This window comes from Streptomyces graminofaciens (assembly GCF_030294945.1).
Classification (GTDB): Bacteria; Actinomycetota; Actinomycetes; order Streptomycetales; family Streptomycetaceae; genus Streptomyces; species Streptomyces graminofaciens.
The window spans coordinates 2928298-2950621 of sequence record NZ_AP018448.1; the positions used below are offsets into that span (position 1 = coordinate 2928298).

Annotated in this window: 21 protein-coding genes, 1 tRNA gene and 2 pseudogenes; 6 read left to right on the forward strand and 18 right to left on the reverse strand. The window is 70.1% G+C overall.

Going from position 1 to position 22324, the window contains the following annotated elements:
- Positions 1 to 5 precede the first annotated feature (5 nt).
- Positions 6 to 1037 (forward strand): Gfo/Idh/MocA family protein, encoded by a 1032-nt coding sequence (locus SGFS_RS12645; protein ID WP_286250012.1) that lies wholly within the window; start codon positions 6 to 8, stop codon positions 1035 to 1037.
- A gap of 107 nt (positions 1038 to 1144) precedes the next feature.
- Here the strand turns inward: SGFS_RS12645 and SGFS_RS12650 are convergent.
- Both SGFS_RS12650 and SGFS_RS12655 read right to left on the reverse strand, forming a co-directional pair.
- A pseudogene (locus SGFS_RS12650) lies at positions 1145 to 1459 on the reverse strand (cupin domain-containing protein); the annotation flags it as partial.
- A gap of 46 nt (positions 1460 to 1505) precedes the next feature.
- A complete protein-coding gene (locus tag SGFS_RS12655) occupies positions 1506 to 1781 on the reverse strand; it encodes a cupin domain-containing protein (RefSeq protein ID WP_286250013.1) in 276 nt (91 codons plus the stop codon).
- A gap of 193 nt (positions 1782 to 1974) precedes the next feature.
- Between SGFS_RS12655 and SGFS_RS12660 the strand changes: the two genes are divergently transcribed.
- Positions 1975 to 2430: a hypothetical protein gene (locus tag SGFS_RS12660; RefSeq protein ID WP_286250014.1), complete on the forward strand. Its 456-nt coding sequence runs from the start codon at positions 1975 to 1977 to the stop codon at positions 2428 to 2430.
- Positions 2431 to 2441: 11 nt separating this feature from the next.
- On the opposite strand, the gene SGFS_RS12665 is transcribed toward SGFS_RS12660, so the two are convergent.
- A complete protein-coding gene (locus SGFS_RS12665; RefSeq protein ID WP_286250015.1) occupies positions 2442 to 3914 on the reverse strand; it encodes an APC family permease in 1473 nt (490 codons plus the stop codon).
- Between the two features lie 56 nt (positions 3915 to 3970).
- Positions 3971 to 4669: a FadR/GntR family transcriptional regulator gene (locus SGFS_RS12670; RefSeq protein WP_286250017.1), complete on the reverse strand. Its 699-nt coding sequence runs from the start codon at positions 4667 to 4669 to the stop codon at positions 3971 to 3973.
- Positions 4670 to 4853: 184 nt separating this feature from the next.
- Between SGFS_RS12670 and SGFS_RS12675 the strand changes: the two genes are divergently transcribed.
- A complete protein-coding gene (locus tag SGFS_RS12675; RefSeq protein ID WP_286250018.1) occupies positions 4854 to 6293 on the forward strand; it encodes an amino acid permease in 1440 nt (479 codons plus the stop codon).
- Between the two features lie 159 nt (positions 6294 to 6452).
- Here the strand turns inward: SGFS_RS12675 and SGFS_RS12680 are convergent, their stop codons facing one another.
- Together SGFS_RS12680 and SGFS_RS12685 are read right to left on the reverse strand one after the other, a co-directional pair.
- Complete coding sequence (locus tag SGFS_RS12680; RefSeq protein WP_286250019.1) at positions 6453 to 7136, reverse strand: hypothetical protein; 684 nt, start codon at positions 7134 to 7136, stop codon at positions 6453 to 6455.
- Positions 7137 to 7200: 64 nt separating this feature from the next.
- Positions 7201 to 7486, reverse strand: a pseudogene (locus SGFS_RS12685) (IS1380 family transposase); the annotation flags it as partial.
- Positions 7487 to 8073: 587 nt separating this feature from the next.
- Between SGFS_RS12685 and rph the strand changes: the two are divergent.
- Complete coding sequence (gene rph, locus SGFS_RS12690; protein ID WP_286259900.1) at positions 8074 to 10671, forward strand: rifamycin-inactivating phosphotransferase; 2598 nt, start codon at positions 8074 to 8076, stop codon at positions 10669 to 10671.
- Positions 10672 to 11069: 398 nt separating this feature from the next.
- Here rph and SGFS_RS12700 read toward each other — a convergent pair.
- Positions 11070 to 11143 (reverse strand) — tRNA-Pro (locus SGFS_RS12700).
- A 146-nt stretch (positions 11144 to 11289) separates the two neighbouring features.
- Between SGFS_RS12700 and SGFS_RS12705 the strand changes: the two genes are divergently transcribed.
- Complete coding sequence (locus SGFS_RS12705) at positions 11290 to 11991, forward strand: thiamine pyrophosphate-dependent enzyme (RefSeq protein WP_286250021.1); 702 nt, start codon at positions 11290 to 11292, stop codon at positions 11989 to 11991.
- Positions 11992 to 12087: 96 nt separating this feature from the next.
- Entirely contained in the window at positions 12088 to 12999 is a 912-nt protein-coding gene (locus SGFS_RS12710) for a transketolase family protein (protein WP_286250023.1), read from the forward strand.
- Between the two features lie 93 nt (positions 13000 to 13092).
- On the opposite strand, the gene SGFS_RS12715 is transcribed toward SGFS_RS12710, so the two are convergent.
- The 11 genes from SGFS_RS12715 to SGFS_RS12765 all read right to left on the reverse strand — a co-directional run bounded on the left by SGFS_RS12715 (position 13093) and on the right by SGFS_RS12765 (position 22247).
- Entirely contained in the window at positions 13093 to 13452 is a 360-nt protein-coding gene (locus SGFS_RS12715) for an MmcQ/YjbR family DNA-binding protein (protein WP_286250025.1), read from the reverse strand.
- A 30-nt stretch (positions 13453 to 13482) separates the two neighbouring features.
- Positions 13483 to 14043: a GNAT family N-acetyltransferase gene (locus tag SGFS_RS12720; RefSeq protein ID WP_286259901.1), complete on the reverse strand. Its 561-nt coding sequence runs from the start codon at positions 14041 to 14043 to the stop codon at positions 13483 to 13485.
- 11 nt (positions 14044 to 14054) lie between these two features.
- Positions 14055 to 14642, reverse strand: a complete 588-nt coding sequence (locus SGFS_RS12725) for a helix-turn-helix domain-containing protein (RefSeq protein ID WP_286250026.1) — start codon at positions 14640 to 14642, stop codon at positions 14055 to 14057.
- 51 nt (positions 14643 to 14693) lie between these two features.
- Entirely contained in the window at positions 14694 to 15596 is a 903-nt protein-coding gene (locus SGFS_RS12730) for a LysR family transcriptional regulator (RefSeq protein ID WP_286250027.1), read from the reverse strand.
- Positions 15597 to 15691: 95 nt separating this feature from the next.
- Entirely contained in the window at positions 15692 to 16885 is a 1194-nt protein-coding gene (locus SGFS_RS12735; RefSeq protein WP_286250028.1) for a glycine C-acetyltransferase, read from the reverse strand.
- 45 nt (positions 16886 to 16930) lie between these two features.
- A complete protein-coding gene (tdh, locus tag SGFS_RS12740; RefSeq protein ID WP_286250029.1) occupies positions 16931 to 17959 on the reverse strand; it encodes an L-threonine 3-dehydrogenase in 1029 nt (342 codons plus the stop codon).
- A 174-nt stretch (positions 17960 to 18133) separates the two neighbouring features.
- Entirely contained in the window at positions 18134 to 18700 is a 567-nt protein-coding gene (locus tag SGFS_RS12745; RefSeq protein WP_286250030.1) for a GAF domain-containing protein, read from the reverse strand.
- The gene (locus tag SGFS_RS12750) at positions 18700 to 19302 is read right to left on the reverse strand and encodes a GTP-binding protein (protein WP_286250031.1); all 603 of its coding nucleotides are present in this window, start codon (positions 19300 to 19302) and stop codon (positions 18700 to 18702) included. The genes SGFS_RS12745 and SGFS_RS12750 overlap by 1 nt, the downstream gene beginning before the upstream one ends.
- Positions 19280 to 19651, reverse strand: a complete 372-nt coding sequence (locus SGFS_RS12755) for a DUF742 domain-containing protein (protein ID WP_286259902.1) — start codon at positions 19649 to 19651, stop codon at positions 19280 to 19282. Before SGFS_RS12755 ends, SGFS_RS12750 begins: the two co-directional genes overlap by 23 nt.
- Before the next feature lie 2 nt (positions 19652 to 19653).
- Positions 19654 to 20085: a roadblock/LC7 domain-containing protein gene (locus SGFS_RS12760; protein ID WP_286250032.1), complete on the reverse strand. Its 432-nt coding sequence runs from the start codon at positions 20083 to 20085 to the stop codon at positions 19654 to 19656.
- Positions 20086 to 20159: 74 nt separating this feature from the next.
- Positions 20160 to 22247: a sensor histidine kinase gene (locus tag SGFS_RS12765; protein WP_286250033.1), complete on the reverse strand. Its 2088-nt coding sequence runs from the start codon at positions 22245 to 22247 to the stop codon at positions 20160 to 20162.
- Between the last annotated feature and the right edge of the window lie 77 nt (positions 22248 to 22324).

The following is a 22324-nucleotide window of genomic DNA, read 5'->3' on the forward strand; positions in this document are numbered from 1 at the left end:
CGCCGATGCCCTCCTTCCCCACCGCCCTGCCCGCCCCCCGCACCCCGGACCCGATGGACGCCCCGGCCCTGCGCTGGGGCGTGCTCGGCACCGGCTGGATCGCCGAACGCTTCGTCGACTCCGTCCGGCGCCACACCCGGCAACGCTTCACCGGCGTGGCCTCCCGCGACGCCGGCCGCGCCCAGACCTTCGCCGACCGCCACGGCGTCCCGCGCGCCCACGGCTCGTACGAGGAACTGGTCACGGCATCGGACGTGGACGTGGTGTACGTGGCCACGGAACACACCGCCCACCTCGCCTGCGCGCGCCTCGCCCTGGAGGCGGGCAAGCACACCCTCGTCGAGAAGCCCCTCGCCCTCGACGCGGCCCAGGCGACCGAGCTGGCCCTCCTCGCCGCCGAACGCGGTCTGTTCTGCGCGGAAGCGCTGTGGACCTTCTTCCTCCCCAAGTTCGACGTCGTACGGCAGATCATCGACTCGGGTGTCCTCGGCGACATCCACACGGTCCTGGCCGAGTACGGCGAGCACTTCACCGGCGGACACCGCATCCTCCGCCCCGACCTCGCCGGCGGCCCCCTCCTCGACCTCGGTACGTACCCCGTCTCCCTCGCCACCTGGGTTCTGGGCGCCCCGGTCGAGGTCCAGGCCTTCGGCCAGCCCCACCCTGCCGGTGTGAACGGCCAGATCTCCGCCATCCTCCGCGACGCGAGCGCCCACCAGGCCGTCGTCCACACGACCCTGTTCAGCGACACCCCCACGACCGCGACCATCGCCGGCACCCACGCCACGCTGAGCCTGCCGGGCCCCTTCTACCAACCGGGCGACCTGCACCTCACCCCGTCCGGCGGCGGCACGACCCTCACGTACGCCGAGCCCCGCACGGCGCACGAGGCCCTGCACTTCGAGGCGGCGGACGTGGCCCGGTGCATCGCCGCCGGACGCCTCCAGTCCCCGTGCCGACCGCTCGACGACTCGGTCACCACGCTCAGGACGATGGACACGATGCGCGAGCTGTGCGGCATCTCGTTCCCGGCCTAGGCCCTGCGGCGCCGGCCGGCGAACGCGCGACCTCACCGCGTGTGGACGGCGCACCCCGCTCCCGCTGCTGACAGATCGTCCATCGGACGCGTCGAACCCTCGGCGGGATCGGCGAGGAAGACGAACTCGGGGTGGCCGCTGACGATGTAGATGGCGGTCTCGGAGTCGCCGTGGTGGTGGTCGGCCGAGGCGGTCGCGGGCGCGACCGTGGTCTGCCCCATCCACATCCACATCCGCTCCGAGCCGACCCGGGCACCGCTGATCGCGGCGAACCGGCGCATGCCGTCGGTCTGCGCCGTGCCGCCGTCGAGATCGTCGGCGCGGATGTGGTGCACCCGCGTGCGCGCCTCGGGCAGCGGGCCGCTCGGACGGTCGGTCAGGTCCGGGTGGAAGCCGTCATGGGAAGAGGGCTGTGAGGTCATCGGGGCTCATCCTCAAGATCGGAGGGAACACGTCTGAACGGCCTGGTTACTTGAGCTCGATCTCGACGAAGCGGAACTCGTACGCGTTCGTGTTGACGAGGTTGTGCGCGACACCGGCGGACCGCGCGTAGGAAACCCCCGCGCGCATCTCCACGTCGCGTTCCCCCTCCGAGTCCTCCACGCGCACCGTTCCGGTGATCAGCGGAACCACCACGTAGTCATGTCCGTGAACGTGATGGCCCGTCTCGGCGCCCGGGGCGAAACACCACTCCGTGACGACGACGCGATCCGTATCGACCTGAACTGTCGGCTTCGCTTGCACGCGCCAAGGCTAGGGCGGGAGTCGGACGCCACACACGCTCCATCGCGTACAACACCCTTCGGCCGATTACCCGAAGCGGAGCTTGCGAACTGGCCGAAACATCACTGCGCCGCGGGCAGAGCCGTTGACCCGTCACGAGTTGCGGGAAAAGATCACGCCCACATTTGATCGCTCTGACGGGGAAGGGCATCCCATGGCCACGATGAGAAACCGTTTCGCCACCGTACTGGCGGCGACCGCCGTGACGGTCGGCGTCTCCTTCGGCACCGGCGCGGGCACCGCCGCGGCAGCGCCCCGGCTCACCTACTCGGAGAGCTGGTACCAGGACGGCCAGTCGCTGATCGTCTTCCTCTACAAGGACGGCGACTACGCCGGATTTGTGAACTGGAACGCCGACCCGGACAGCTTCGGCACCCCCGGCGACGCGCTGCGGGCGCATGACGAGACGGACGACGGGTGGGGCATCGAGGGCGTCGTCTTCAACGCCAACGTCCACCGCGAGGCGTCGACGCGGGGGCACGCCTCCCCCTACACGACCAAGTGGCAGACCGGCGACCTCGACGAGGACCAGCGGTTGACGTTCAACGCGTGCCTGGTGAAAGGCTCGGAAGAGGTCTGCACCGGGTACACCCACCGCGTCCACGCGTAGCCGCGCTCGCTCTACTCCGCGTCGGCGACGACCGACCCCACCCGCTCGGCCAGGCCCGGATCACGGCGGACCAGGAGGGTCGCGTAGCCGACGGCGGCGACCAGGGCGGCCAGTGCCGCGTACGGGAACCAGCTGTACGGCGCGGGCTGGCCGGGCTTGGCCAGGTAGTAGAGCGGGACGAGGATGGCGAGGGCGCCGATCGCGGGCAGCACGAGGTGCCGGACGGTCCGGAACTCCTGCGGGCGGTATCTGCGGTAGTACAGCGGCAGCGCGATGTTGGACGCGAGGTAGACCAGCAGGATCAGGATGGCGCCCAGGCTCGATGACTCCGTGAAGAAGACCACGGGGTTCATCGAGCCGCCGTCGGATCCGAGCAGATGGCCCAGGCCCCAGCCTCCGATGATCAGCAGCGCGGTGGCGGTGAAGGTGACGATCGCGTTGGTCGGCGTACGGCGCGTGGGGTGGACGTAGCCGAAGAAGGACGGCAGCAGCCCCTCGCGCCCCGCGTTGAACACGAGGCGGGCCTGGGAGTTGATGCCCGCGATCAGTACGCCGAGCGTGGAGGTCAGGCCGCCGAGGTACGCGACGAACGCCAGCGCGCCGAGCGTGTGGTGGGCGACGTCGATGAAGGGGATCCGGGAGGCGCCGAGCCGGTCCACGTCGTAGCCGAAGCCGGTCACCGTGGCGTAGGAGAAGAGGATGTAGCTCACGGTCATGATCGCGACGGAGGAGAACACGGCGCGGCCGACGTTGCGCCGCGGGTTCTCCGTCTCCTCGGCGAGTGCCGCGGAGTTCTCCCAGCCGATGAACAGGTACACCGCCAGCGGAAAGCCGGCTGCCAGCCCCGAGAGGCCGTGGGTGAGGTGGCCGGGCAGGAACGGGGCGGCGGAGAGGTCGCCCCGGTGTTCGACGATCGTCGCGACCGAGACCACGACGAGAACCAGCATCTCCACACCGAAGAAGTAGCCCGCCCACTTGGTGGAGACGACGATCCCGCGCAGCATCAGCACCACCGACAGGCCGGTCAGCAATAGCGTCCAGATGATCCACGGCAGGTCCACGCCCGTGTAGTGGTACAGGGTGATCTGCACGAACCCGCCCGAGATCGCGATCACCGAAGCCATGGCGATGATGTAGCCGAGTCCGGCCAGCAGGGCCGTGGTCACCGCGCTGACCGGCCCGAACGTCCGGCCGACGAAGGTGATGAAGCTGCCCGCCGAGGGGTGCGCCCGGGAGAACTCGGCCAGTGTGTTGCCGAGCAGCGCGACCGCCACCCCCGCCGCCACGATGGTCAGCGGCGACGCGACCCCCGCGGTGGTGGCCAGGAAGGCGAAGCCGAAGAAAAAGCTCATCGCCGGGCCGACGTTGGCCATGGTGGCGGCGGCGATGTCCGCCATGCCGAGGACGCCGCCGCGCAGTCGCTGGGGCGCGCCGCCGACGGGGCCCGACGTCGACGACGGGCCGACAGCTCCGGGGTCAGGCATGGCGACAGCTCCTTCAGCGGGGTGGCGGCACGGGGAAGGGACGTGGGAGAAGGGGGTCAGTTCGGGCCGGCGTGCCGGTGCGCCTTCACCGCGCGGACCGCCGAGTCCATCGCGCCACGGGTCAGTTCGTCGAGCAGTTCGGCGTGGCAGCGGTTGCGGGCCCGTACGACAGCGGGGTCCGGGGCGGGGCCCAGCAGGCACTGGCGGCCGAGCAGGTCGGCGGCGAACTCGCGGATCCCGGCGCCGCCGAGGGTCTCCGCGAGGTCGAGGTGGAAGCGGGTCTCCAGCTCGAGCAGCCGGGCCGGGTCGTCGGCCAGATCCATCTCCTCGACCAGGGCCCGCAATCCGTCGAGCCGCCCGTCCGGGACCTCGCCCGCGCTGTGCGCGACGAGACCGCATTCGAGCAGCAGATGGAAGGAGTCCAGCGAGGCCGCCTCGTCGGCGTCGTGCAGCACGGCGACGACCGCGTCCCAGTCCGCCGCGACGAAGGTTCCGCCCGCCCGGCCCCGACGGCGGTCGAGCAGGCCGTCCTGACACATGGCCTCCAGCGCGCGGCGCACGGTGATCTCACTGATCCCCAGTTCCTCGGCGAGGACGCCCGCGTCCGGCAGCCGGTCTCCCGGCGACACGGACCGCAGACGCACCCTGAGGGCGATCCGGGACCGGACGAGCTCCGCCCCCGTGGGGCCCCGACCGGCCAGGACACGGGTGTCCCAACCGCTGTAGGGGCCGAACTTGCCCGCTGCATTCACCACGGCGCCACCTTAACGGCCTGCTGAGCGGGGTCACGGTGTGGTCCACAGAGGGCTCCCGGAAGAGAGGGTTCCGCGCTGCGTGAAAAATAGAGCAAGGTGAACAGTTAAACAAGTCTTGTTCTTTTCGATCGTACTGAACTAATTTCCAGACGCCCTGGTCCGCACTCCCTCCATGGATGTCGAGATGACCACAACCGTCCCCAAAAGCCCTCCCACAGAGCCTGAGGCCGGCCTGCAGGCCGGCCTCAAGAACCGCCACCTGTCGATGATCGCGATCGGCGGTGTCATCGGCGCCGGCCTGTTCGTCGGCTCTGGCTCCGGCATCGCCGCCGCCGGCCCCGGCATCCTGATCTCGTACGCCCTCGTCGGCGTGCTGGTCGTCCTCGTGATGCGCATGCTCGGCGAGATGGCCGCGGCCAACCCCACCTCCGGCTCGTTCTCCGCCTACGCGGACCGCGCGCTGGGACGCTGGGCCGGGTTCACCATCGGCTGGCTGTACTGGTTCTTCTGGGTCGTGGTGCTCGCCGTCGAGGCGACCGCCGGCGCGAAGATCCTCGCGGGCTGGATCCCGGCCGTCCCGCAATGGGGCTGGGCTCTGATCGTCATGATCGTCCTCACCGCCACCAACCTGGTCTCCGTCAGCTCCTACGGAGAGTTCGAGTTCTGGTTCGCCGGCATCAAGGTCGTCGCGATCGCCGCGTTCATCGTGGTCGGCGGCCTCGCCATCTTCGGCCTGCTGCCCGGCTCGGACCACCCGGCGTCAGGCTTCTCCAACCTCACCGCGCACGGCGGCTTCCTGCCGAACGGCCCCGGCGCGATCCTGACCGGCGTCCTGATGGTGGTCTTCTCGTTCATGGGCAGCGAGATCGTCACGCTGGCGGCGGGCGAGACCGCGGACCCGCAGGCCGCCGTCACCAAGGCCACCAACAGCGTGATCTGGCGGATCGCGGTGTTCTACCTGGGCTCGATCCTGATCGTGGTCTCGCTGCTGCGCTGGGACGACCCGGCGATCCTCAAGGACGGCTCGTACGTCGCCGCCCTCAGCTCCATCGGGATCCCGCACGCCGGCCAGATCATGAACGCCATCGTGCTGACCTCGGTGCTGTCCTGTCTCAACTCCGGCCTGTACACGGCCTCCCGCATGGCCTTCTCCCTCGGCCGCCGCAGCGACGCGCCGGCATCCTTCGGCCGGACCACGGAACGCGGCGTCCCTCGCTCGGCGATCCTCGCCTCGGTGGTCTTCGGCTTCGTCGCGGTCGCCTTCAACTACCTCTGGCCGGACACCGTCTTCCAGTTCCTCCTCAACTCCTCCGGTGCGATCGCCCTGTTCGTCTGGCTGGTGATCTGCTTCTCCCAGCTGCGGATGCGCAAGATCATCCAGCGCGAGTCCCCGGAGAAGCTGGTCGTCAGGATGTGGCTCTACCCCTACCTGACTTGGGCCACCATCGCCCTCATCACCTTCGTCCTGGGCTACATGCTCACCGACACGGCCGACGGCGGCGGCCGCGACCAGGTCGTCCTGTCCACCCTGGTGGCCGCGGCCGTGGTGGTCCTGGCCGTGGTCCGCCAACGCCGGTCAGCCCGGAACGGGACACACACGCCCGACCGCGTGACGGCGCCATAACTGCGCCATAGGGGAACCCGCCTCCGAGGCGGGTTCCCCCAAGCACGCAGGAGGGGCTGTTTCGGACTACTCCGAAACAGCCCCTCCAGGCAGTCCGGCAAACGTCCAGGTCAGAGGCTTGGTGCGAGGGTTGGCGTGAGCCGGTCCGCGGGAAATGGTCTAGAAGGCGGCAAGCACGTGGCAGTCCTTCGACGATCTTGTGGTGTTGGCGACCTTCTCCGGAAGGTCATCACGGAAGCTCTGGAAGGTGTTCTCACCTGTCTTCTTGAACAATGCCAGAGCTTCGTCAGAGACCATGAGACAGAAGCGACTCTTCAGGGGGTTCCGTCCACTTGTTCGGTGCAGGGTCAGAGTGGCTTCGTACCTACCGGGCGTGAAGTTCCATCCGACGGCGTTGAACACCATCACCGGCTGCTGGGGCTTGTCTCGGTTCACGACCAGCGGGCTCGGGTCTGCCACCCGCTGGTAGGTGAGACTCTTGGCCTCTGGGTCATAGGAGAAGGCGCCTGCCTCATCCCAGATGAACGCGGGGCTCGTTCCGTCCCCGTCCGCTCGGTGTGCCTCAAGCCTCGCTTCGGTGACCACCTCGACCTGCTGCGTCTCCAGCCTCGTCGACACTGTGGGCTGGAGATAGAGCCAGACGTCGCGTCCTTGAGATACCCGGACGATGTGCGGGAGTGCTACGTCGACCTCGGGATCCCGCTCAAGCTGGATGAAGTTGTAGGCCGACAGTGCGAGAGCGACGAGCCCGGCAACCGTGTTCGTCCACGCCTGGGCAACGTCGAAGTGTTTTCGACGTTGCTCGTGAGATCGAGCGGAAGGGCTGGTTTCGTCAGACACCATGAGCCCATGGTCACCGACGTTCCGTGCTCGTGCTGTGGAGTAGTGGGCTGTATGGGGACCAGCGTTGGGTGGTTTCGATATGGTCGGCAGCGGTGTCAGCCACGTCGCCCGGCCGCAGCAGGGCGGCCACCGGCTCCCCGGTCCGGGTCTGGCCGTGGTCGACGAACGCGACGAGCGGAGGACGGCCGAAGTTCTTCTTCCACGTCTCAGTGGCGTCCTGCTTCTCGGAGTGCGGGAGCAACCAGCACCCCGTCGATGTCCACGATCACGCTGCCGCCGGCGGCCGGACTACGCTCACCGGCCAGCTCCCAGACCCCCGTGCGTACTTCGACCCGTGCCGAGCGGACCGCCATCGTCGTGCACCGTCCGCGGCTTGCGCCATGGTGCCAGTGCCCGATTTGAGCTACGGCGACCGCCGAGCATCCGTTCGGCGAGCTTGGCCCAGCAGTCGCGTGGCGCGACGCCCCCGAGAGATGGCGGCGCGCTCGACGTTCGGGCCTTGCCTCAAGGGAAGAACTTCTGGATCCGCGGCTGCATCCGCAAAAACACAAAGGCAAGGAGAGCGCTCTCTCCTTGCCACTCCCAACTTATAGCGCGTTGGGGGACTTGCCGCAAGACCCGGGGCACGGCGCAGAATCGTCGGCCGATGCCACAACCTGCGGAATTGGGGTCACGACGTGCGGGTGTTGTTGTCGACGTATCGGGGACGCGGTGACGTCGAACCAGTGGTGCGACCGGCAGTGCAGTTGCGGGTGCCCGGCGCGGAGGTGCGGGGGTGCGCTCCGCCCGACCGGGCGGAGCGGCCGGCCGACTCGTCAGAGGGAAGGCAACCAGAGACGAGGACATGCTCGACAAGAGGTTCGACAGAGCTGGAGGCGCCGGTGACTCGATCGGCCAGTGCACTACGACGGAGCACGGCTGCCTCGGAGGTATCGCGATGATCGAGCAGTACGTGCGGGATCTGCAAGAGGTTGACGAGACGCAGGTCGCGGTCGTCGGCGGCAAGGGCGCGCACCTGGGCGGGCTGTACCGGATCGAAGGCATCCGTGTGCCGGCCGGCTTCTGCGTGACGACGGACGCCTTCCGGCGGATCATGGCGGAAGCACCGTCGATCGATGATCAGCTCGATCGGCTGTCGCGACTGAACCCGGACGACCGGGAGGCGATCCGCACGCTCAGCGCGCAGATCCGCCGGACCATCGAAGAGATCGCCATCCCGGGCGATCTCGCGGCGGCGATCACCAGCGCGCTCGCCCGGCTCGGCGAGCAAGCCGCCTACGCCGTCCGATCCAGCGCGACGGCAGAGGACCTGCCGACGGCCTCCTTCGCCGGCCAGCAGGACACATATCTGAACGTGGTGGGGCCGACGGCGATCCTCCAGCACGTCAGCCGGTGCTGGGCCTCGCTCTTCACCGAGCGGGCCGTGACCTACCGCCAGCGGAACGGCATCGACCACCGTACGGTCCACATGGCCGTTGTCGTGCAGCAAATGGTCTTCCCGCATGCGGCCGGCATCCTGTTCACGGCCGACCCCGTCACGGGCAACCGGAAAATCGCCACCGTGGACGCCGGCTTCGGGCTCGGCGAGGCCCTGGTCTCCGGCCTGGTGAACCCGGACGTCTTCAAAGTGCGACACGGCGAAGTCGTCGCCAAGGCGATCGCCACCAAACAGCGGACCGTTCACGCCCTGCCGACCGGCGGTACGCAGGAAGTGGCGATCGACTCGCAGCGGCAGGAGCAGCCGGCGCTGACGGATGCGCAGGTCGTGCGGCTCGTGCAGCTCGGGCGGCGGATCGAAGCGCACTTCGGCCACCCGCAGGACATCGAATGGTGCCTGGTCGATGATGGCTTCCAGATCGTTCAGAGCCGACCGATCACAACGCTGTTCCCCATCCCCGAGACCGGCGACCAGGAGAATCACGTCTACGTCTCCGTCGGTCACGGGCAGATGATGACCGACCCCATGAAGCCCCTGGGGCTCTCCATGTGGCGACTGACGGCCATGACGCCGATGCACGAGGCCGGCGGGAGGCTGTTCGTCGACGTCACCCGGCGCCTGACCTCGCCCGCGAGCCGCGCCGCCCTCCTGGACGTCATGGGGAGAGGCGATCCGCTGATCAGGGACGCTCTGGAGACCGTCCTCGACCGCGACGACTTCGTCCCGTCGCTCCCGGACGCGGGTCCCGCCGGGCCTCCGGCCGGCGGCCCCTCCGCCCCGACCGAGCCCGATCCGGCCACCGTCACCGAGCTGATCGAGCGCAGCCAGGCGTCCATCGCCACCCTGGAGCGCGACATCCGGACGAAGACCGGACCGGCGCTGTTCGACTTCCTGCTGGCGGCCTTCGAGGAGCACAAGCGAGTCCTGAGTGATCCGCTGAACTTACAGGCGATCATGGCGGGGATGGAGGCCACGTGGTGGCTCAACGACAAGCTGCAGGAGTGGCTGGGCGAGAAGAACGCGGCTGACACACTCACTCTGTCCGCCCCCGACAACGTCACGTCGGAGATGGGTCTGGCGCTCCTCGACGTCGCGGACGTGATCCGCCCGCAGCCGGAGGTGGTGGCGTTTCTGGAGGGTGTCGAGGACGAGGGCTTCCTGGGCGAGTTGGCGAAGCTCGCGGGCGGGACCGAAGCGCGCGACGCCATGGAGGCCTACCTCGACCGGTACGGCATGCGCTGCGTCGGCGAGATCGACATCACGAGGCCACGTTGGCGCGAGCGCCCCACCACGCTCCTGCCCGTGATCCTCGACAACGTCAGGAACTTCGAGCCGGGCGCCGCCGCGCGGCGCTTCGAGCAAGGGCGGCAGAAGGCACAGAAGAAGGAACAGGGCGTGCTGTCACGCTTGCGGGCCCTGCCAAACGGGGACCAGAAAGCCGACGAGGCCAAGCGGATGGTCGACCGGGTCCGCGCCTTCATCGGGTACCGGGAGTACCCGAAGTACGACATCGTCAGCCGCTACTTCGTCTACAAGCAGGCCCTGTTGAAGGAGGCCGAGCGCCTCGTGCAGGCAGACGTGCTCTCTGAGACGGAGGACATCTTCTACCTCACTTTCCAGGAGCTCCACGACGTGGTGCGCTCGAACCAGGTGGATGACCAGCTCATCCAGCAGCGCAAGGACGCGTTCCGGTCGTACCACGCGCTCACACCGCCCCGGGTGCTCACATCGGATGGTGAGGCCGTCTCCGGCGCGTACCGGCGCGACGACGCGCCGGCCGGCGCCCTGATCGGCCTACCGGTTTCCGCCGGGACCATCGAGGGACGGGCCCGCGTCATCCTTGACATGGCGGAGGCCGATCTCGAAGCGGGCGACATCCTGGTCACGACCTTCACGGACCCCAGCTGGTCACCGCTGTTCGTCGGAATCGCGGGACTGGTGACGGAGGTGGGCGGCCTGATGACCCACGGCGCAGTGATCGCCAGGGAGTACGGCTTGCCGGCCGTCGTGGGCGTGGAGCGGGCCGCCCGGCTGGTCCGGGACGGGCAGCGGATCCGCGTGCACGGAACCGAGGGGTACGTCGAGATCCTGCCTTGACCGACCACACGGAGAAGCCCCATCCGTAGCTTCCGACTGAACTGAACAGCGTCAAGCAGACTCGACTGGTCACGAGCATGCATGGACGGCTCCCACATCCACGCGAAAAAAGGAGGTGCCGACACCGGTCCGTCGCCGGTCGAGCGGCGGAAGACGGCAGGTCGGAGGCTTCCCCCTCCGACCGTACCGCCGCACTACGTCGGCTTCTCGTCGGAGTACGGGTGGCATGCTCAGAGCGCGTCGAGCGGACCCGAAGAGGCTCGCTCAGTTCCTGGGGTTGACCAATATCATCCGCGTTTGTGAGAAATTGCGAGACGAGAGCCCCAGAACGATCAAGGGCCTTGCCTCACATGCCGTGAGACAAGGCCCTGACCTGGACGGATAACCCGACAATTCTGTCGGGACGACAGGATTTGAACCTGCGACCCCTTGACCCCCAGTCAAGTGCGCTACCAAGCTGCGCCACGTCCCGTTGCCCGTCTGACCTGGGGATTTCCCCTGGCTGAACGCGCATGGAAACAATACCGCACTCGGGTCGGTGGTCGCGCACGGCTTTTTCGGGACGGCCACCCCCGCCCGCTTGACCTCAATCACACTTGAGGTCGCACGATCGTCTGCATGTCGATCACAGCGGAACGCACCTACGGATTCGACGACCTGCCTCGGCTCATGGCGCTGATGACGGGCGACGAGAAGCACGGCCCTGCGGCCACGTCCACGCTGGACGTGCTGTGGGTGCTCTACGACCGGGTGCTGCGAGCCGGGCCCGAGCACCTGGACGACCCGGAGCGCGACCGGTTCCTGCTCTCCAAGGGGCACGGGCCGATGGCGTACTACGCGGTGCTCGCCGCCAAGGGCTTCGTGCCGGTCGAGTGGCTACCGGGCTTCGGCGCGTACGACTCGGCGCTCGGCTACCACCCGGACCGGGTGCTGGTGCCAGGTGTCGAGATCGGCAGCGGCTCGCTCGGGCACGGGCTGCCGCTCGCGGTCGGTACGGCGCTGGGGCTGCGGGCGCAGGGGCGGCACGATCCGGCGGTGTGGGTTCTGGTCGGGGACGCCGAGCTGGACGAGGGCAGCAATCACGAGGCGATCGCGTACGCGGGGCCGACCGGGCTGGACCGGCTGCACACCGTCGTGATCGACAACTCCTCCGCCAGCCATGCCCGGCCGGGCGGGATCGCCGCCCGCTTCGAGGCGGCGGGCTGGTCCACCGAGACCGTGGACGGGCGTGACCACGAGGCGCTCTACGCCGCCTTCACCACCCCGCACCCCGGCCGCCCCCACGCCGTCGTCGCCCGCGTCGAGCCGAAGGACTCCTGAGCCCTGCCCGACCTTGCCGGACTTCGGACCTGCCGGACCTCGGACCTGCCGGACGGCACGGTCGTGCCGGACCTTCCCGAAAGGAACCCCAATCCCATGGACAGCATGCGTGACCGTTTCGCCTCCGTCGCCTCCCGGATGCTCGACGAGGACCCCCGGGTGGCGGTGGTCCTCGCGGAGATCGGCGCGGCCGGGTTCGCCGAGACCCTGCGCCGACATCCGGGCCGGGTGATCAACGTGGGCATCCGCGAGCAGCTGCTCATCGGCGCGGGCGCGGGCCTGGCCCTCACCGGGATGCGGCCGGTGATCCACACCTTCGCCAGCTTCCTCGTCGAGCGCCCCTTCGAGCAGATCAAGCTGGACTTCGGCCACCAGGACACGGGCGCGGTGCTCGTGAGCGCCTACGGCTCCTACGACGCGCCCGCCGGCGGCTTCACCCATATGTCACCCGGCGACGTGGCCCTCCTCGACACACTCGACGGCTGGACCGTGCACGTACCCGGGCATCCCGACGAGGCCGAGACACTGCTGCGGCACGCGGTGGGCGCGGGCGACGACAGGGTGTACGTACGGCTGTCCGAGCAGAAGAACGGGCGCGGGCTCCCGGTGGACGGGGCGCGCTTCCTCACCGTGCGCGAGGGGCGCCGAGGCGTGGTCGTGGCCGTCGGGCCGATGCTCGACGCCGTACTGGCGGCCACGGAGGGGCTCGATGTGTCCGTCCTGTACGCCACCACCGTCCGACCGTTCGACTCGGCGGCGCTGCGCCGGGCCACGGAGACGGCGGGCCCGGAAGTCGTGATCGTCGAGCCGTATCTGGCGGGCACCTCCACGGCCGCCGCGAACGACGCGCTCACCGATGTGCCGCACCGGGTGCTCGGGCTCGGCGTCGGCCGCCGGGAGCTGCGGCGGTACGGGCGGATGGAGGAGCACGTGGCCGCGCACGGGCTGGACCCGGCTTCCCTGCGGGAGCGGATCGAGGGGTTCATGAGGGCGCGGGTCGCCGTATGACCACCCGCGCCCGGGCTTTGGGCTGCCGACCAACAGGTGACAAGTGACAAGTGAAAGGTGAAAGGTGAGCGGACGAACGGCGTGCCGACCCGGTCAGTCCGCGGTCGGAAGCCCCAACTCCGGGTAGGACTCCTGGAGTCGGGGCGGGGCCGCCTGGCGCCAGGAGTCGGCGAGGATGTCACGCAGCTCGGTCTCGTCCTCCAGGGCCGCCAGCCTCACGCGCACCCAGGCGAAGGTCGCCTCGTGGTCGGCGATCCAGAACTTCTCGGGCTCGGCCAGGGCCAGTTCGTCGCGCTCGTCCTTGGGGCAGCGCACGGCCATGGAGGTCTCGTCCTCGGGCAGTGTGGCGAACATCTTCCCCGCGACCCGGAAGGTGGGCATGCTCCAGGCGACCTTCTCCGTGGTGTCCGGCAGAGAGAGGGCGACCCGTCGTACGTCTTCGGCATCCTGCATGACACGCACCGTAGCGGTCACCACTGACAATCACCCGGTGGGAGCCGCTTCCGCCGAGGCCCCGGCCCCGGCCCCGGCCCTCACATGCTTGTAGTAGATCGACGTGGGCCGCAGCGTTCCGCCCGGGTCCGCCGCGTAGTCGGGGATCTTGCCGATGCGGGTCCAACCGGCCTTGTTGTAGAGGAACTCGGCCGGGCTGTCGGTCTCCGTGTCGAGGTGGAGCAGGGTCACGCCCGCCTCTGCGGCCGCGTGTTCGACGGTCGCGAGAAGCCTGCGACCGAGGCCCTGGCCACGGCCTTCATGGTGGACCATCAGCTTCACCAGTTCCGCCCGATGGCGGCTGTTGGGCTTGTCGGGGAAGGCGAGGCTGACGGTCCCGACCAGCCGCTTCCCGTCCCGCGCCACCCAGACGGCGAGTTCACCGGCGTCGACGGCGGCCGCGCGTCCCCGCCACCAGGCGAGGGCCGTGGCCCGGTCGAGCGGCGCGAGGAAACCGACGGAGGCCCCGCCGTCCACGGTGCCGATCAGCAGATCGGTCAACTCCTCCACGCAGAAGAGGAGTTGGGGTCCGTCGACTCTGTCGATCACCACATCGGCCTCGATCACGGCTCCACCACCACCAAGGCGTATCGCACGTCCTCGGACCCCGGGCAGCAGAACCGCGTCGGCCCCCACACCCGCATCCGCAGACAGTCCCCGGCGCCCAGTCGGTGCTCGACATCCCGATCGGTCACGTGGAGGGTGCCGTCGAGGACCCAGATGTGCTGTTCGAGGCCGGGGACGGACGGCCCGTCGTAGGCGATGTCGGCGCCCGCCCTGAGCCGGCCCTCGACCAGTTCACCGCGCAGTCCGGCGCGCGGCGGCGACACGGATCGTCGTACGAAACCGGAGGCCTTGTCCTCCCACACCGCCTGGTCGGTGGCGCGCACGACGGTGACGGGCTCGGTCTCGACCTCGCTGAGGAGCTGGGACATGGTCCGGCCGTACACATGGCAGAGGCGGTTGAGGAGAGCGGCCGTGGGGCTGATCTCCGCGCGTTCGGCCCGGGAGAGGGTCGAGCGGCTCACCCCGCTGCGCTCCGCCAACTCCCCCAGCGACCAGCCGCGTTCGCCGCGCAGCTCGGCCAGCCGGGCGGCGAGACGGACGTCGACGGCGTCCAGCACCTCCGGCCCCCCTTGATTGTTTCCCATATTCGGGATGCTATCCCAGATGAGGGACAGAGGACCTCTGTGTGAGCCGCCTCACTCCCCCGCCGCCCGCCCCAGCGCCTCCAGCACCGGGCGGATCAGCGGGTGCCCCTCCGCACCCCGGCGTACGGCGGCGAAGACGCGGCGCGTGGGGGCGACACCGTCGACGGGGCGCACGACGACGCCGGCGAGGTCCATGCCGCGCAGGGCCGAGCGGGGCACGAGGGCGACGCCCGCGTCGACGGAGGCGAGGGCGACGACGGCGCGGAAGTCGTCCGAGGAGTGTTCGAGGCGGGGCTGGAATCCTGCGTTCTCGCAGGCCAGTACCACCACGTCATGACAGGGGTTGCCGGGGTACGGGCCGATCCACGCGTCCTTGGCCAGCTCGGCGAGCGGCACCTCGTCGGCGTCGGCCAGGCGGTGGGTCACGGGCACGACGGCGTCGAAGGGCTCGGCGTACAGCGGGACGTGCGTGAGGCGCGGGTCGTCGGCGGCCGGGGCGCCCCGGTACTCGACGGCCACGGCGATGTCGACCTGCCGGTCCAGCACCATCGGCAGGCTCGCGTCACCCTCGGCGTCCTGGACGCGGACACGGATGCCGGGGGCCATGACGGCGAGGCGGGTCAGCGCCGGGGCGAGGACCTGGACGATGCCGGTGGCGAAAGCGGCGACGGTGACCGTGCCGGCCGAACCGGTCTCGTACGCCGCCAACTCGGCCTCGGCGCGCTCCAGTTGAGCGAGGATCGTATGGGTGTGGCCGAGCAGGATCTCACCGGCCGCCGTCAGCCGTACGCCCTTAGCGCCGCGCTCGACGAGGCGATGGCCGGTCTCCTGCTCCAGGGCGGTCAGCTGCTGCGAGACCGCCGAGGGCGTCAGGTACAGCGCGGCGGCCGCCGCCGTCACCGTGCCGTGGTCCGCCACGGCCCGGAGGATGTGGAGCCGCCGTGCTTCGATCATGCGAACGATTCTCTCAAATGCCCGCTATGCCCGTGCACCTCGAAGCCTTCGGCCTCTCAAGCCCCCTTCAGCCTCTCAAGCCCCTCCGGCCCCGCTCAGGCCTCCAGCTCCGCACGGGCCACCACGAAGGCGTCCACGGCGCGGTTCACGTCGTCCGTCGAGTGGGCGGCGGACAGCTGGACGCGGATGCGGGCGCGGTCCTGCGGGACCACGGGGTACGAAAACCCGATCACATAGACCCCGCGCTCCAGGAGCAGCTCCGCCAGGCGGCCCGCCTTCGCCGCGTCGCCGATCATCACGGGCGCGATGGGGTGGTCGCCGGGAAGGATGTCGAAGCCCTCCTCGGTCATCCGGCGGCGGAAGAGAGCGGTGTTCTCGGCCAGCCGGACGCGCAGGTCGTCCGCCGACTCCAGCAGGTCGAGGACCTTCAGGGAGGCCGCCGCGATCACCGGGGCGAGTGTGTTCGAGAAGAGGTAGGGGCGGGAGCGCTGACGCAGCAGAGCCACGATCTCGGCGCGGGCCGCGACGTAACCGCCGGAGGCTCCGCCGAGCGCCTTGCCCAGCGTGCCGGTGATGATGTCGACGCGGTCCATGACGCCGTGCAGCTCGGGGGTGCCGCGGCCGCCCGGGCCGGTGAAGCCGACGGCGTGCGAGTCGTCGACCATGACCATGGCGTCGTAGCGGTCGGCGAGATCGCAGATCTCACGCAGGGGAGCCACATAGCCGTCCATGGAGAAGACGCCGTCCGTGACGACGAGGCGGCGGCGGGCGTCCGAAGCGTCCTTCAACTGCCGTTCCAGGTCGGCGAGATCGCGGTTCTCGTAGCGGAAGCGGCGGGCCTTGGACAGGCGGATGCCGTCGATGATCGAGGCGTGGTTGAGCGCGTCGGAGATCACCGCGTCCTCGGGGCCGAGGAGGGTCTCGAAGACACCCCCGTTCGCGTCGAAGCAGGAGGAGTAGAGGATCGTGTCCTCCTGGCCGAGGAACGCCGACAGCCGGGCCTCCAGCTCCTTGTGCACCTCCTGCGTACCGCAGATGAAGCGTACGGAGGCCATGCCGTAGCCCCAGCGGTCGAGGGCCTCGTGGGCGGCGGCGATCACCTCGGGGTGGTCGGCGAGACCGAGGTAGTTGTTGGCGCAGAAGTTGAGCACCTCACCGGGGCGGCCGCCGGCGGTGACGCTCACGGTCGCGGACTGCGGGGTGCCGATGACCCGCTCGGGCTTGTGCAGACCGGCGGCGCGGATCTCGTCGAGGGTGGTGCGAAGGTCATCACGAACAGAGTTGAACATCGAGTTCTCCAAGGGTGCGTACGGGCGAGCGAACCGAGCCACAGATCAAGCAGTCCAGTCGAGAATGACCTTTCCGCCACGGCCGCTCGCCGCGTCGGCGAACGCCGCCTCGTGGTCGCGGAAGCCGTACCGCCCGGTGATCACGGGGGCGAGGTCCAGCCCGCCCTCCAGGAGCACGGACATGGCGTACCAGGTCTCGAACATCTCCCTGCCGTAGATGCCCTTGATCGTGATCATGGAGGTGACGATCCGGGACCAGTCGACCGCGAACTCCTCGGTGGGCAGGCCCAGCATCGCGATCCGGCCGCCGTGCGTCATGTTGGCGATCATGCCGCGCAGCGCCTCGGGACGGCCGGACATCTCCAGGCCGACGTCGAAGCCCTCACGCAGCCCCAACTCCCGCTGCCCGTCGGCGATGTCGGCGCCCGAGACGTCCAGCGCGAGATCGACACCGATCTTGCGCGCGAGGGCCAGCCGCTCCTCGCTGACATCGGTGACGACGACGTTGCGGGCACCGGCGTGGCGGGCCACGGCGGCGGCCATCAGCCCGATCGGACCGGCGCCGGTGATCAGCACGTCCTCACCGACCAGCGGGAACGAAAGGGCGGTGTGCACGGCGTTGCCGAACGGGTCGAAGATCGCGGCAACGTCGAGGTCGACGGGGAAGCGGTGCACCCAGACGTTGGCGGCGGGCAGCGCCACGTACTCCGCGAACGCCCCGTCACGCCCCACGCCGAGGCCGACGGTGGCGCGGCACAGATGACGGCGGCCGGCGAGACAGTTGCGGCACTTGCCGCACACCAGGTGGCCCTCGCCGCTGACCCGGTCGCCGATCCTGATGTCGACGACGTCCCGGCCGGTCGCGACGACCTCGCCGACGAACTCGTGCCCGACCACGAGCGGAGTGCGGACGGCCTGCCGGGCCCAGCCGTCCCAGGACCGGATGTGCAGATCGGTGCCGCAGATGCCGGTCCTGAGGACCTTGATCAGTACGTCACCGGGGCCGACCTCGGGCTCCGGAACGTCCGTGAGCCACAGCCCTGGCTCCGCCTTCTCCTTGACCAGCGCCTTCAACGCAACGGCTCCTGTCGGTGAGCTCCCGGCCCAGGGCATACCGAACAGACCCGAGCCGGGGAGCGATGTGGGATCACCGAGCAATCTGCCGTACGGCCATGCCCCCGGTCCATCGAGGTTTTCTTAACCTCCGCCGCAGCTTTCCTTCACACCCGCACCGCCCCGCCCACAAGGCTAGGGAAACGCCTCCCGCCCCTCGATCTGCGCGGTCAGCTCGGCGGCCATCGACTTGATGGTCTCCAGCCCTCCCCTGCCCCACGGCCGCGGCCGTACGTCGAGGACGCAGACCGTGCCGAGGGCGATGCCCGTGCGGTCGATCAGCGGAGCGCCCAGATAGGAGCGGACGCCGTAGTCGTCGACGATCGGGTTCCCCGCGAACCTCGGGTAGTCGGCGACGTCCTCCAGCACGAGCGCCTTGCGCCGGACCACCACATGGGGGCAGAAGCCCTGGTCACGGGCCAGGTAGCGACCGTTCCCGAACACGGCTGTCGCGCCCTGGGGCTTCTCCGGCCGCTGCGGCGTGTGCAGCCCGGCGAAGAACTGCCGGTTCTCGTCGATGAAGGTGACCATCGCGTACGGCACCGAGGCGACCTCGGCGAGCCGGTCGGCGAAGGCGTCGAAGGCGGGTTCCGCGCGCTCCCCGAGCCCGAGGAGCCGCAACCGGCGGACCCGCTCGGGGGCGTCCCGGTCCTCGGGGGTCAGCAGGAGACGGCCGACCGGGCGCGGTGGGTCGTAACTCATCACGTTGTGTGGGCTCCGTGGCTCGGCAGCTGCGCCGGGGTGTGCGCGAGGAGGTGCCGGACGAGGGTGAGCAGGGTCTGCACACCCGAGCTGGAGATCCGGGCGTCGCAACAGACGACGGGGATCTCCGGGTCGAGGTCGAGGGCCGCGCGTACCTCTGCGGGGTCGTAGCGGTAGGAGCCGTCGAACTCGTTGATGGCGACGATGAAGCCGAGGCCGCGCTGCTCGAAGAAGTCGACGGCCGCGAAGCAGTCCTCCAGGCGGCGCGTGTCGGCGAGGATGACCGCGCCGAGGGCGCCTTCGGAGAGCTCGTCCCACATGAACCAGAAGCGCTGCTGCCCGGGGGTGCCGAACAGATAGAGCACGTGCTGCGGATCCAGGGTGATCCGGCCGAAGTCCATGGCCACGGTCGTCTCGACCTTGTTCTCGATGCCGTCGAGATTGTCGGTCGCGGCGCTGACCGTGGTGAGCAGTTCCTCCGTGCTCAGCGGCGCGATCTCGCTCACCGCGCCGACGAAGGTCGTCTTGCCTACCCCGAACCCTCCCGCCACCAGGATCTTGAGTGCGGTGGGGAAGGGGTCAGAGCTGTCGTCGTAGTCCATCGAGCACTGCCTCCAGAAGAGACCGGTCTGTCGGGTTGTGTTGGAAGGTGGGGGGCTTGGTGGTGAGGGCCCCGCAGTCGACCAGGTCGGACAGCAGCACCTTGGTGACCGCCGCCGGCAGTTTCAGATGGGCGGCCACCTCGGCCACCGAGACGGGGGCACGGCACAGGTCGAGTGCCTGTTCGTGCTCGGGTCCCAGATAGCCGAGGGGGGTCGCCCCGGTGGCCATCACCTGTGACAGGAGGTCCAGCGCGGTGGTCGGCCGGGTCCGGCCGTTGATGACCGTGTACGGGCGTACCAGCCGACCGGCCGCGTCGTCGTACAGAGGTCCGTCGCCGGCCGCGGCCACGCTCAAGGCCTCATCGCCGTGGGTTCGACGGTCTGACGGGGCTGCGTGACCAGGTACGGACGCACGCTCTTGACGAGCATGGCCATCTCGTAGCCGAGGACAGCGGCGTCGGCCTCTCGCCCGGCGAGCACGGCGAGGCAGGTGCCGGAGCCCGCGGTGGAGACGAACAGCAGCATCGAGTCCAGTTCGACGACGACCTGACGGACGTCTCCGCCGTCGCCGAAGCGGACGCCGGCGCTGCGGCCGAGGGAGTACAGGCCGGAGGCCAGGGCCGCCATGTGGTCGGCGCTGTCCGGGTCGAGGCCGTGGACCGACTTCACGAGCCCGTCGCAGGAGAGCAGTACCGCGCTGGTGGTGTGCGGTACGCGCTGGACGAGGCCGCTCATCAGCCAGTCGAGATCGGATACATGGCCGGTCGGCGCATCGCTCGCCATGGTGGATCGACTCCTTGAGGTACGAAGGTCTGCGGGAGCGGAGGGGGTGGGGGCGGAGGTGGGGAAGGGGGTGGTCATCCGGCCGGTGTGCTCCCGTCCTGCCGGGACGTGCGGTCGTGGGCCGCGTCGAGGTTCGACGGCGGTACGGCTGAGGGCGCGGCGCCCCCGGTGGGACCGCCCAGGGGCTGGGCGGCGTCCTTGTGCGGCGCGTCCATGTGGGCCAGCTCCATGTGGAGGGCGTCCGGGTGGCTCGTGCCGATCCGGGACGGCGGGTCCATGAGGCCCGCGTCAAGGTGCGAACAGACCTGCGGGAAAGCGCGGTCCGGGGCCGCCGGGCTCAGGGCCGAGGCGTCCCAGTCGGGGGCGTCCCAGTCGGAGGTTTCCATCTGGCGGGCCTCGGCGAGACCGATGCCGCGCTGGAAGGCGGCCATCAGGCCGGGGTCGTGGCCGACGTAGTGGTCCGGGTCATGGCGGGGCGACGGCGGGGGGCCGTCGCGCAGCTCGGGCACGAGGTGCTGCTGGGCGCGGCGCCGGGGCAGCTGGGGCTTGCCCATCGTGCCGCGGACCGTGCCTCCGACGCGGGGGGTAGGGGGCGTCGCGGTGTTCTCCGCGACCGTCCGCCGGTCGTCGGGGCGGATGCCGGGCGGGGCCTCGGAAGGGTTGGGCCGCTCGTCGCGGGGGCCGCGCACGGGCAGCGGGGAGCCGGCGCGCCCTCTGCCGGTGGCCGGGCCCTGCTGCCGGGGCACGAACCGGGTCGTGCTGTGGGGGGCGGGGGCCGGCGACTCCGGCCGGGCGGCCGTCGCGGGTGAGGGCTGGGCGGGGGGTGCGGGGGCAGCCGTGCGCTGGGGGGTGGGAGCCTGGGCGTGGCGGGGTCCCGCTCCGGCGGCCGGCCGTCGTACGCCGGTCGGCTGCTGGGACTGGGACTGCGTCTGCGGTACGTCCGCGGGGGCGCCCTGCTCGATGCCCAGCAGCCCCTGCGGGACGACGATCACGGCCTGGACGCCGCCGTAGATGTTGGTCTGGAGGCGGACCTGGAGGCCGTGCCGCCGGGCGAGCTGGGAGACCACGAAGAGGCCGATACGGCCGTCCTGGAGCAGGCTCGCGACGTTCACCTGGTCGGGGTCGGCGAGCAGGGTGTTCATCTTGTTCTGCTCGGTGACCGGCATGCCGAGCCCGCGGTCCTCGACCTCGACTGCGAGCCCGGAGGTGCAGAGGTTGGCGCGGAGCAGGACCTGGGTGTGCGGGGCGGAGAACACCGTGGCGTTCTCGACGAGTTCGGCCACCAGGTGGATGACGTCGGCCACGGCGTGCCCGCGCAGGGTGCCGTCGATCGGGGGCACCAGCTTGACCCGCGAGTACTGCTCGACCTCGGCGATCGCCGAGCGCAGCACCTCGGTCATGGGGACGGGGTTGCTCCACTGGCGGCGGGAGACGGCGCCGCCGAGGACGGCGAGGTTCTCCGCGTGACGGCGGATGCGGGTGGCGAGGTGGTCGACGTGGAAGAGGCCCTTGAGCAGGTCGGGGTCCTCGATCTCGTTCTCCAGCTCGTCGAGGATGGAGATCTCGCGTTGCACCAGCGACTGCAGGCGCCGCGCGAGGTTCACGAAGACCTCGAGCTTCTGTTCACTGCCGGCGTGGCTGGAGAGCTGGGAGGCCTGGACGACGGCGGTGACGGCGTTGTCGTGCGCGGCGTACAGGTCGGCGGTGAGCAGCTCGAAGTCGTCGGCGTCCCTGGCGGGTTTGCTGCGCGGGCCGCGCTTGGGCGCTCCGTCGCCGCGCCGGAGTGCCTCGACGAGGGCGCGCAGGTCTTCCTCGCCCGCGGCGCTGACCTGGCGCAGTGCGGCCAGACGGTCGTGTACGGACTTCGCGGCGCGGCCCGCGGCCACGGCGGCGATCACGATGCCCGCGAGGGCGACGCCCGCGGCTCCGGCGAGCACGGCCCAGAGGGTGAGGCCGGGGCGGGCTCCGGTGGAGCGGACGGTGAAGAGCACGGCGGCGCAGGCGCTGAGGGCCACCGCGATGGGGGGCAGGACCGCCAGGCGCAGCAGCTGTGGCCGTATGTGGGTCTCGGGCAGCGAGGGGACTGATCGGTTGACCGATCGCCCGTGCCGCCCGCCCTCTCGGCGGTCTGCGCGTGCGGCCGGTGCGCGAAGGTGAGACATCAGCGTCCTCGTACTGGTCCGTCTGGAGCGTGGGGGGTGTGGGGGCTGTCGCGGTTGCGCGACGTGGGCATGCGCCA

What these genes read in the sequence shown, in the direction of transcription:
- SGFS_RS12645 (WP_286250012.1), top strand. Translation starts at nt 6, where the DNA reads ATGCCCTCCTTCCCCACCGCCCTGCCCGCCCCCCGCACCCCGGACCCG.
- SGFS_RS12660 (WP_286250014.1), top strand. Translation starts at nt 1,975, where the DNA reads ATGGCCACGATGAGAAACCGTTTCGCCACCGTACTGGCGGCGACCGCC.
- SGFS_RS12760 (WP_286250032.1), bottom strand. Translation starts at nt 20,085, where the DNA reads ATGGCGAGCGATGCGCCGACCGGCCATGTATCCGATCTCGACTGGCTG.
- rph (WP_286259900.1), top strand. Translation starts at nt 8,074, where the DNA reads ATGATCGAGCAGTACGTGCGGGATCTGCAAGAGGTTGACGAGACGCAG.
- SGFS_RS12675 (WP_286250018.1), top strand. Translation starts at nt 4,854, where the DNA reads ATGACCACAACCGTCCCCAAAAGCCCTCCCACAGAGCCTGAGGCCGGC.
- SGFS_RS12665 (WP_286250015.1), bottom strand. Translation starts at nt 3,914, where the DNA reads ATGCCTGACCCCGGAGCTGTCGGCCCGTCGTCGACGTCGGGCCCCGTC.
- SGFS_RS12680 (WP_286250019.1), bottom strand. Translation starts at nt 7,136, where the DNA reads ATGGTGTCTGACGAAACCAGCCCTTCCGCTCGATCTCACGAGCAACGT.
- SGFS_RS12750 (WP_286250031.1), bottom strand. Translation starts at nt 19,302, where the DNA reads ATGGACTACGACGACAGCTCTGACCCCTTCCCCACCGCACTCAAGATC.
- SGFS_RS12710 (WP_286250023.1), top strand. Translation starts at nt 12,088, where the DNA reads ATGGACAGCATGCGTGACCGTTTCGCCTCCGTCGCCTCCCGGATGCTC.
- SGFS_RS12715 (WP_286250025.1), bottom strand. Translation starts at nt 13,452, where the DNA reads ATGCAGGATGCCGAAGACGTACGACGGGTCGCCCTCTCTCTGCCGGAC.
- SGFS_RS12765 (WP_286250033.1), bottom strand. Translation starts at nt 22,247, where the DNA reads ATGTCTCACCTTCGCGCACCGGCCGCACGCGCAGACCGCCGAGAGGGC.
- SGFS_RS12705 (WP_286250021.1), top strand. Translation starts at nt 11,290, where the DNA reads ATGTCGATCACAGCGGAACGCACCTACGGATTCGACGACCTGCCTCGG.
- SGFS_RS12745 (WP_286250030.1), bottom strand. Translation starts at nt 18,700, where the DNA reads ATGAGTTACGACCCACCGCGCCCGGTCGGCCGTCTCCTGCTGACCCCC.
- SGFS_RS12725 (WP_286250026.1), bottom strand. Translation starts at nt 14,642, where the DNA reads ATGGGAAACAATCAAGGGGGGCCGGAGGTGCTGGACGCCGTCGACGTC.
- SGFS_RS12730 (WP_286250027.1), bottom strand. Translation starts at nt 15,596, where the DNA reads ATGATCGAAGCACGGCGGCTCCACATCCTCCGGGCCGTGGCGGACCAC.
- SGFS_RS12735 (WP_286250028.1), bottom strand. Translation starts at nt 16,885, where the DNA reads ATGTTCAACTCTGTTCGTGATGACCTTCGCACCACCCTCGACGAGATC.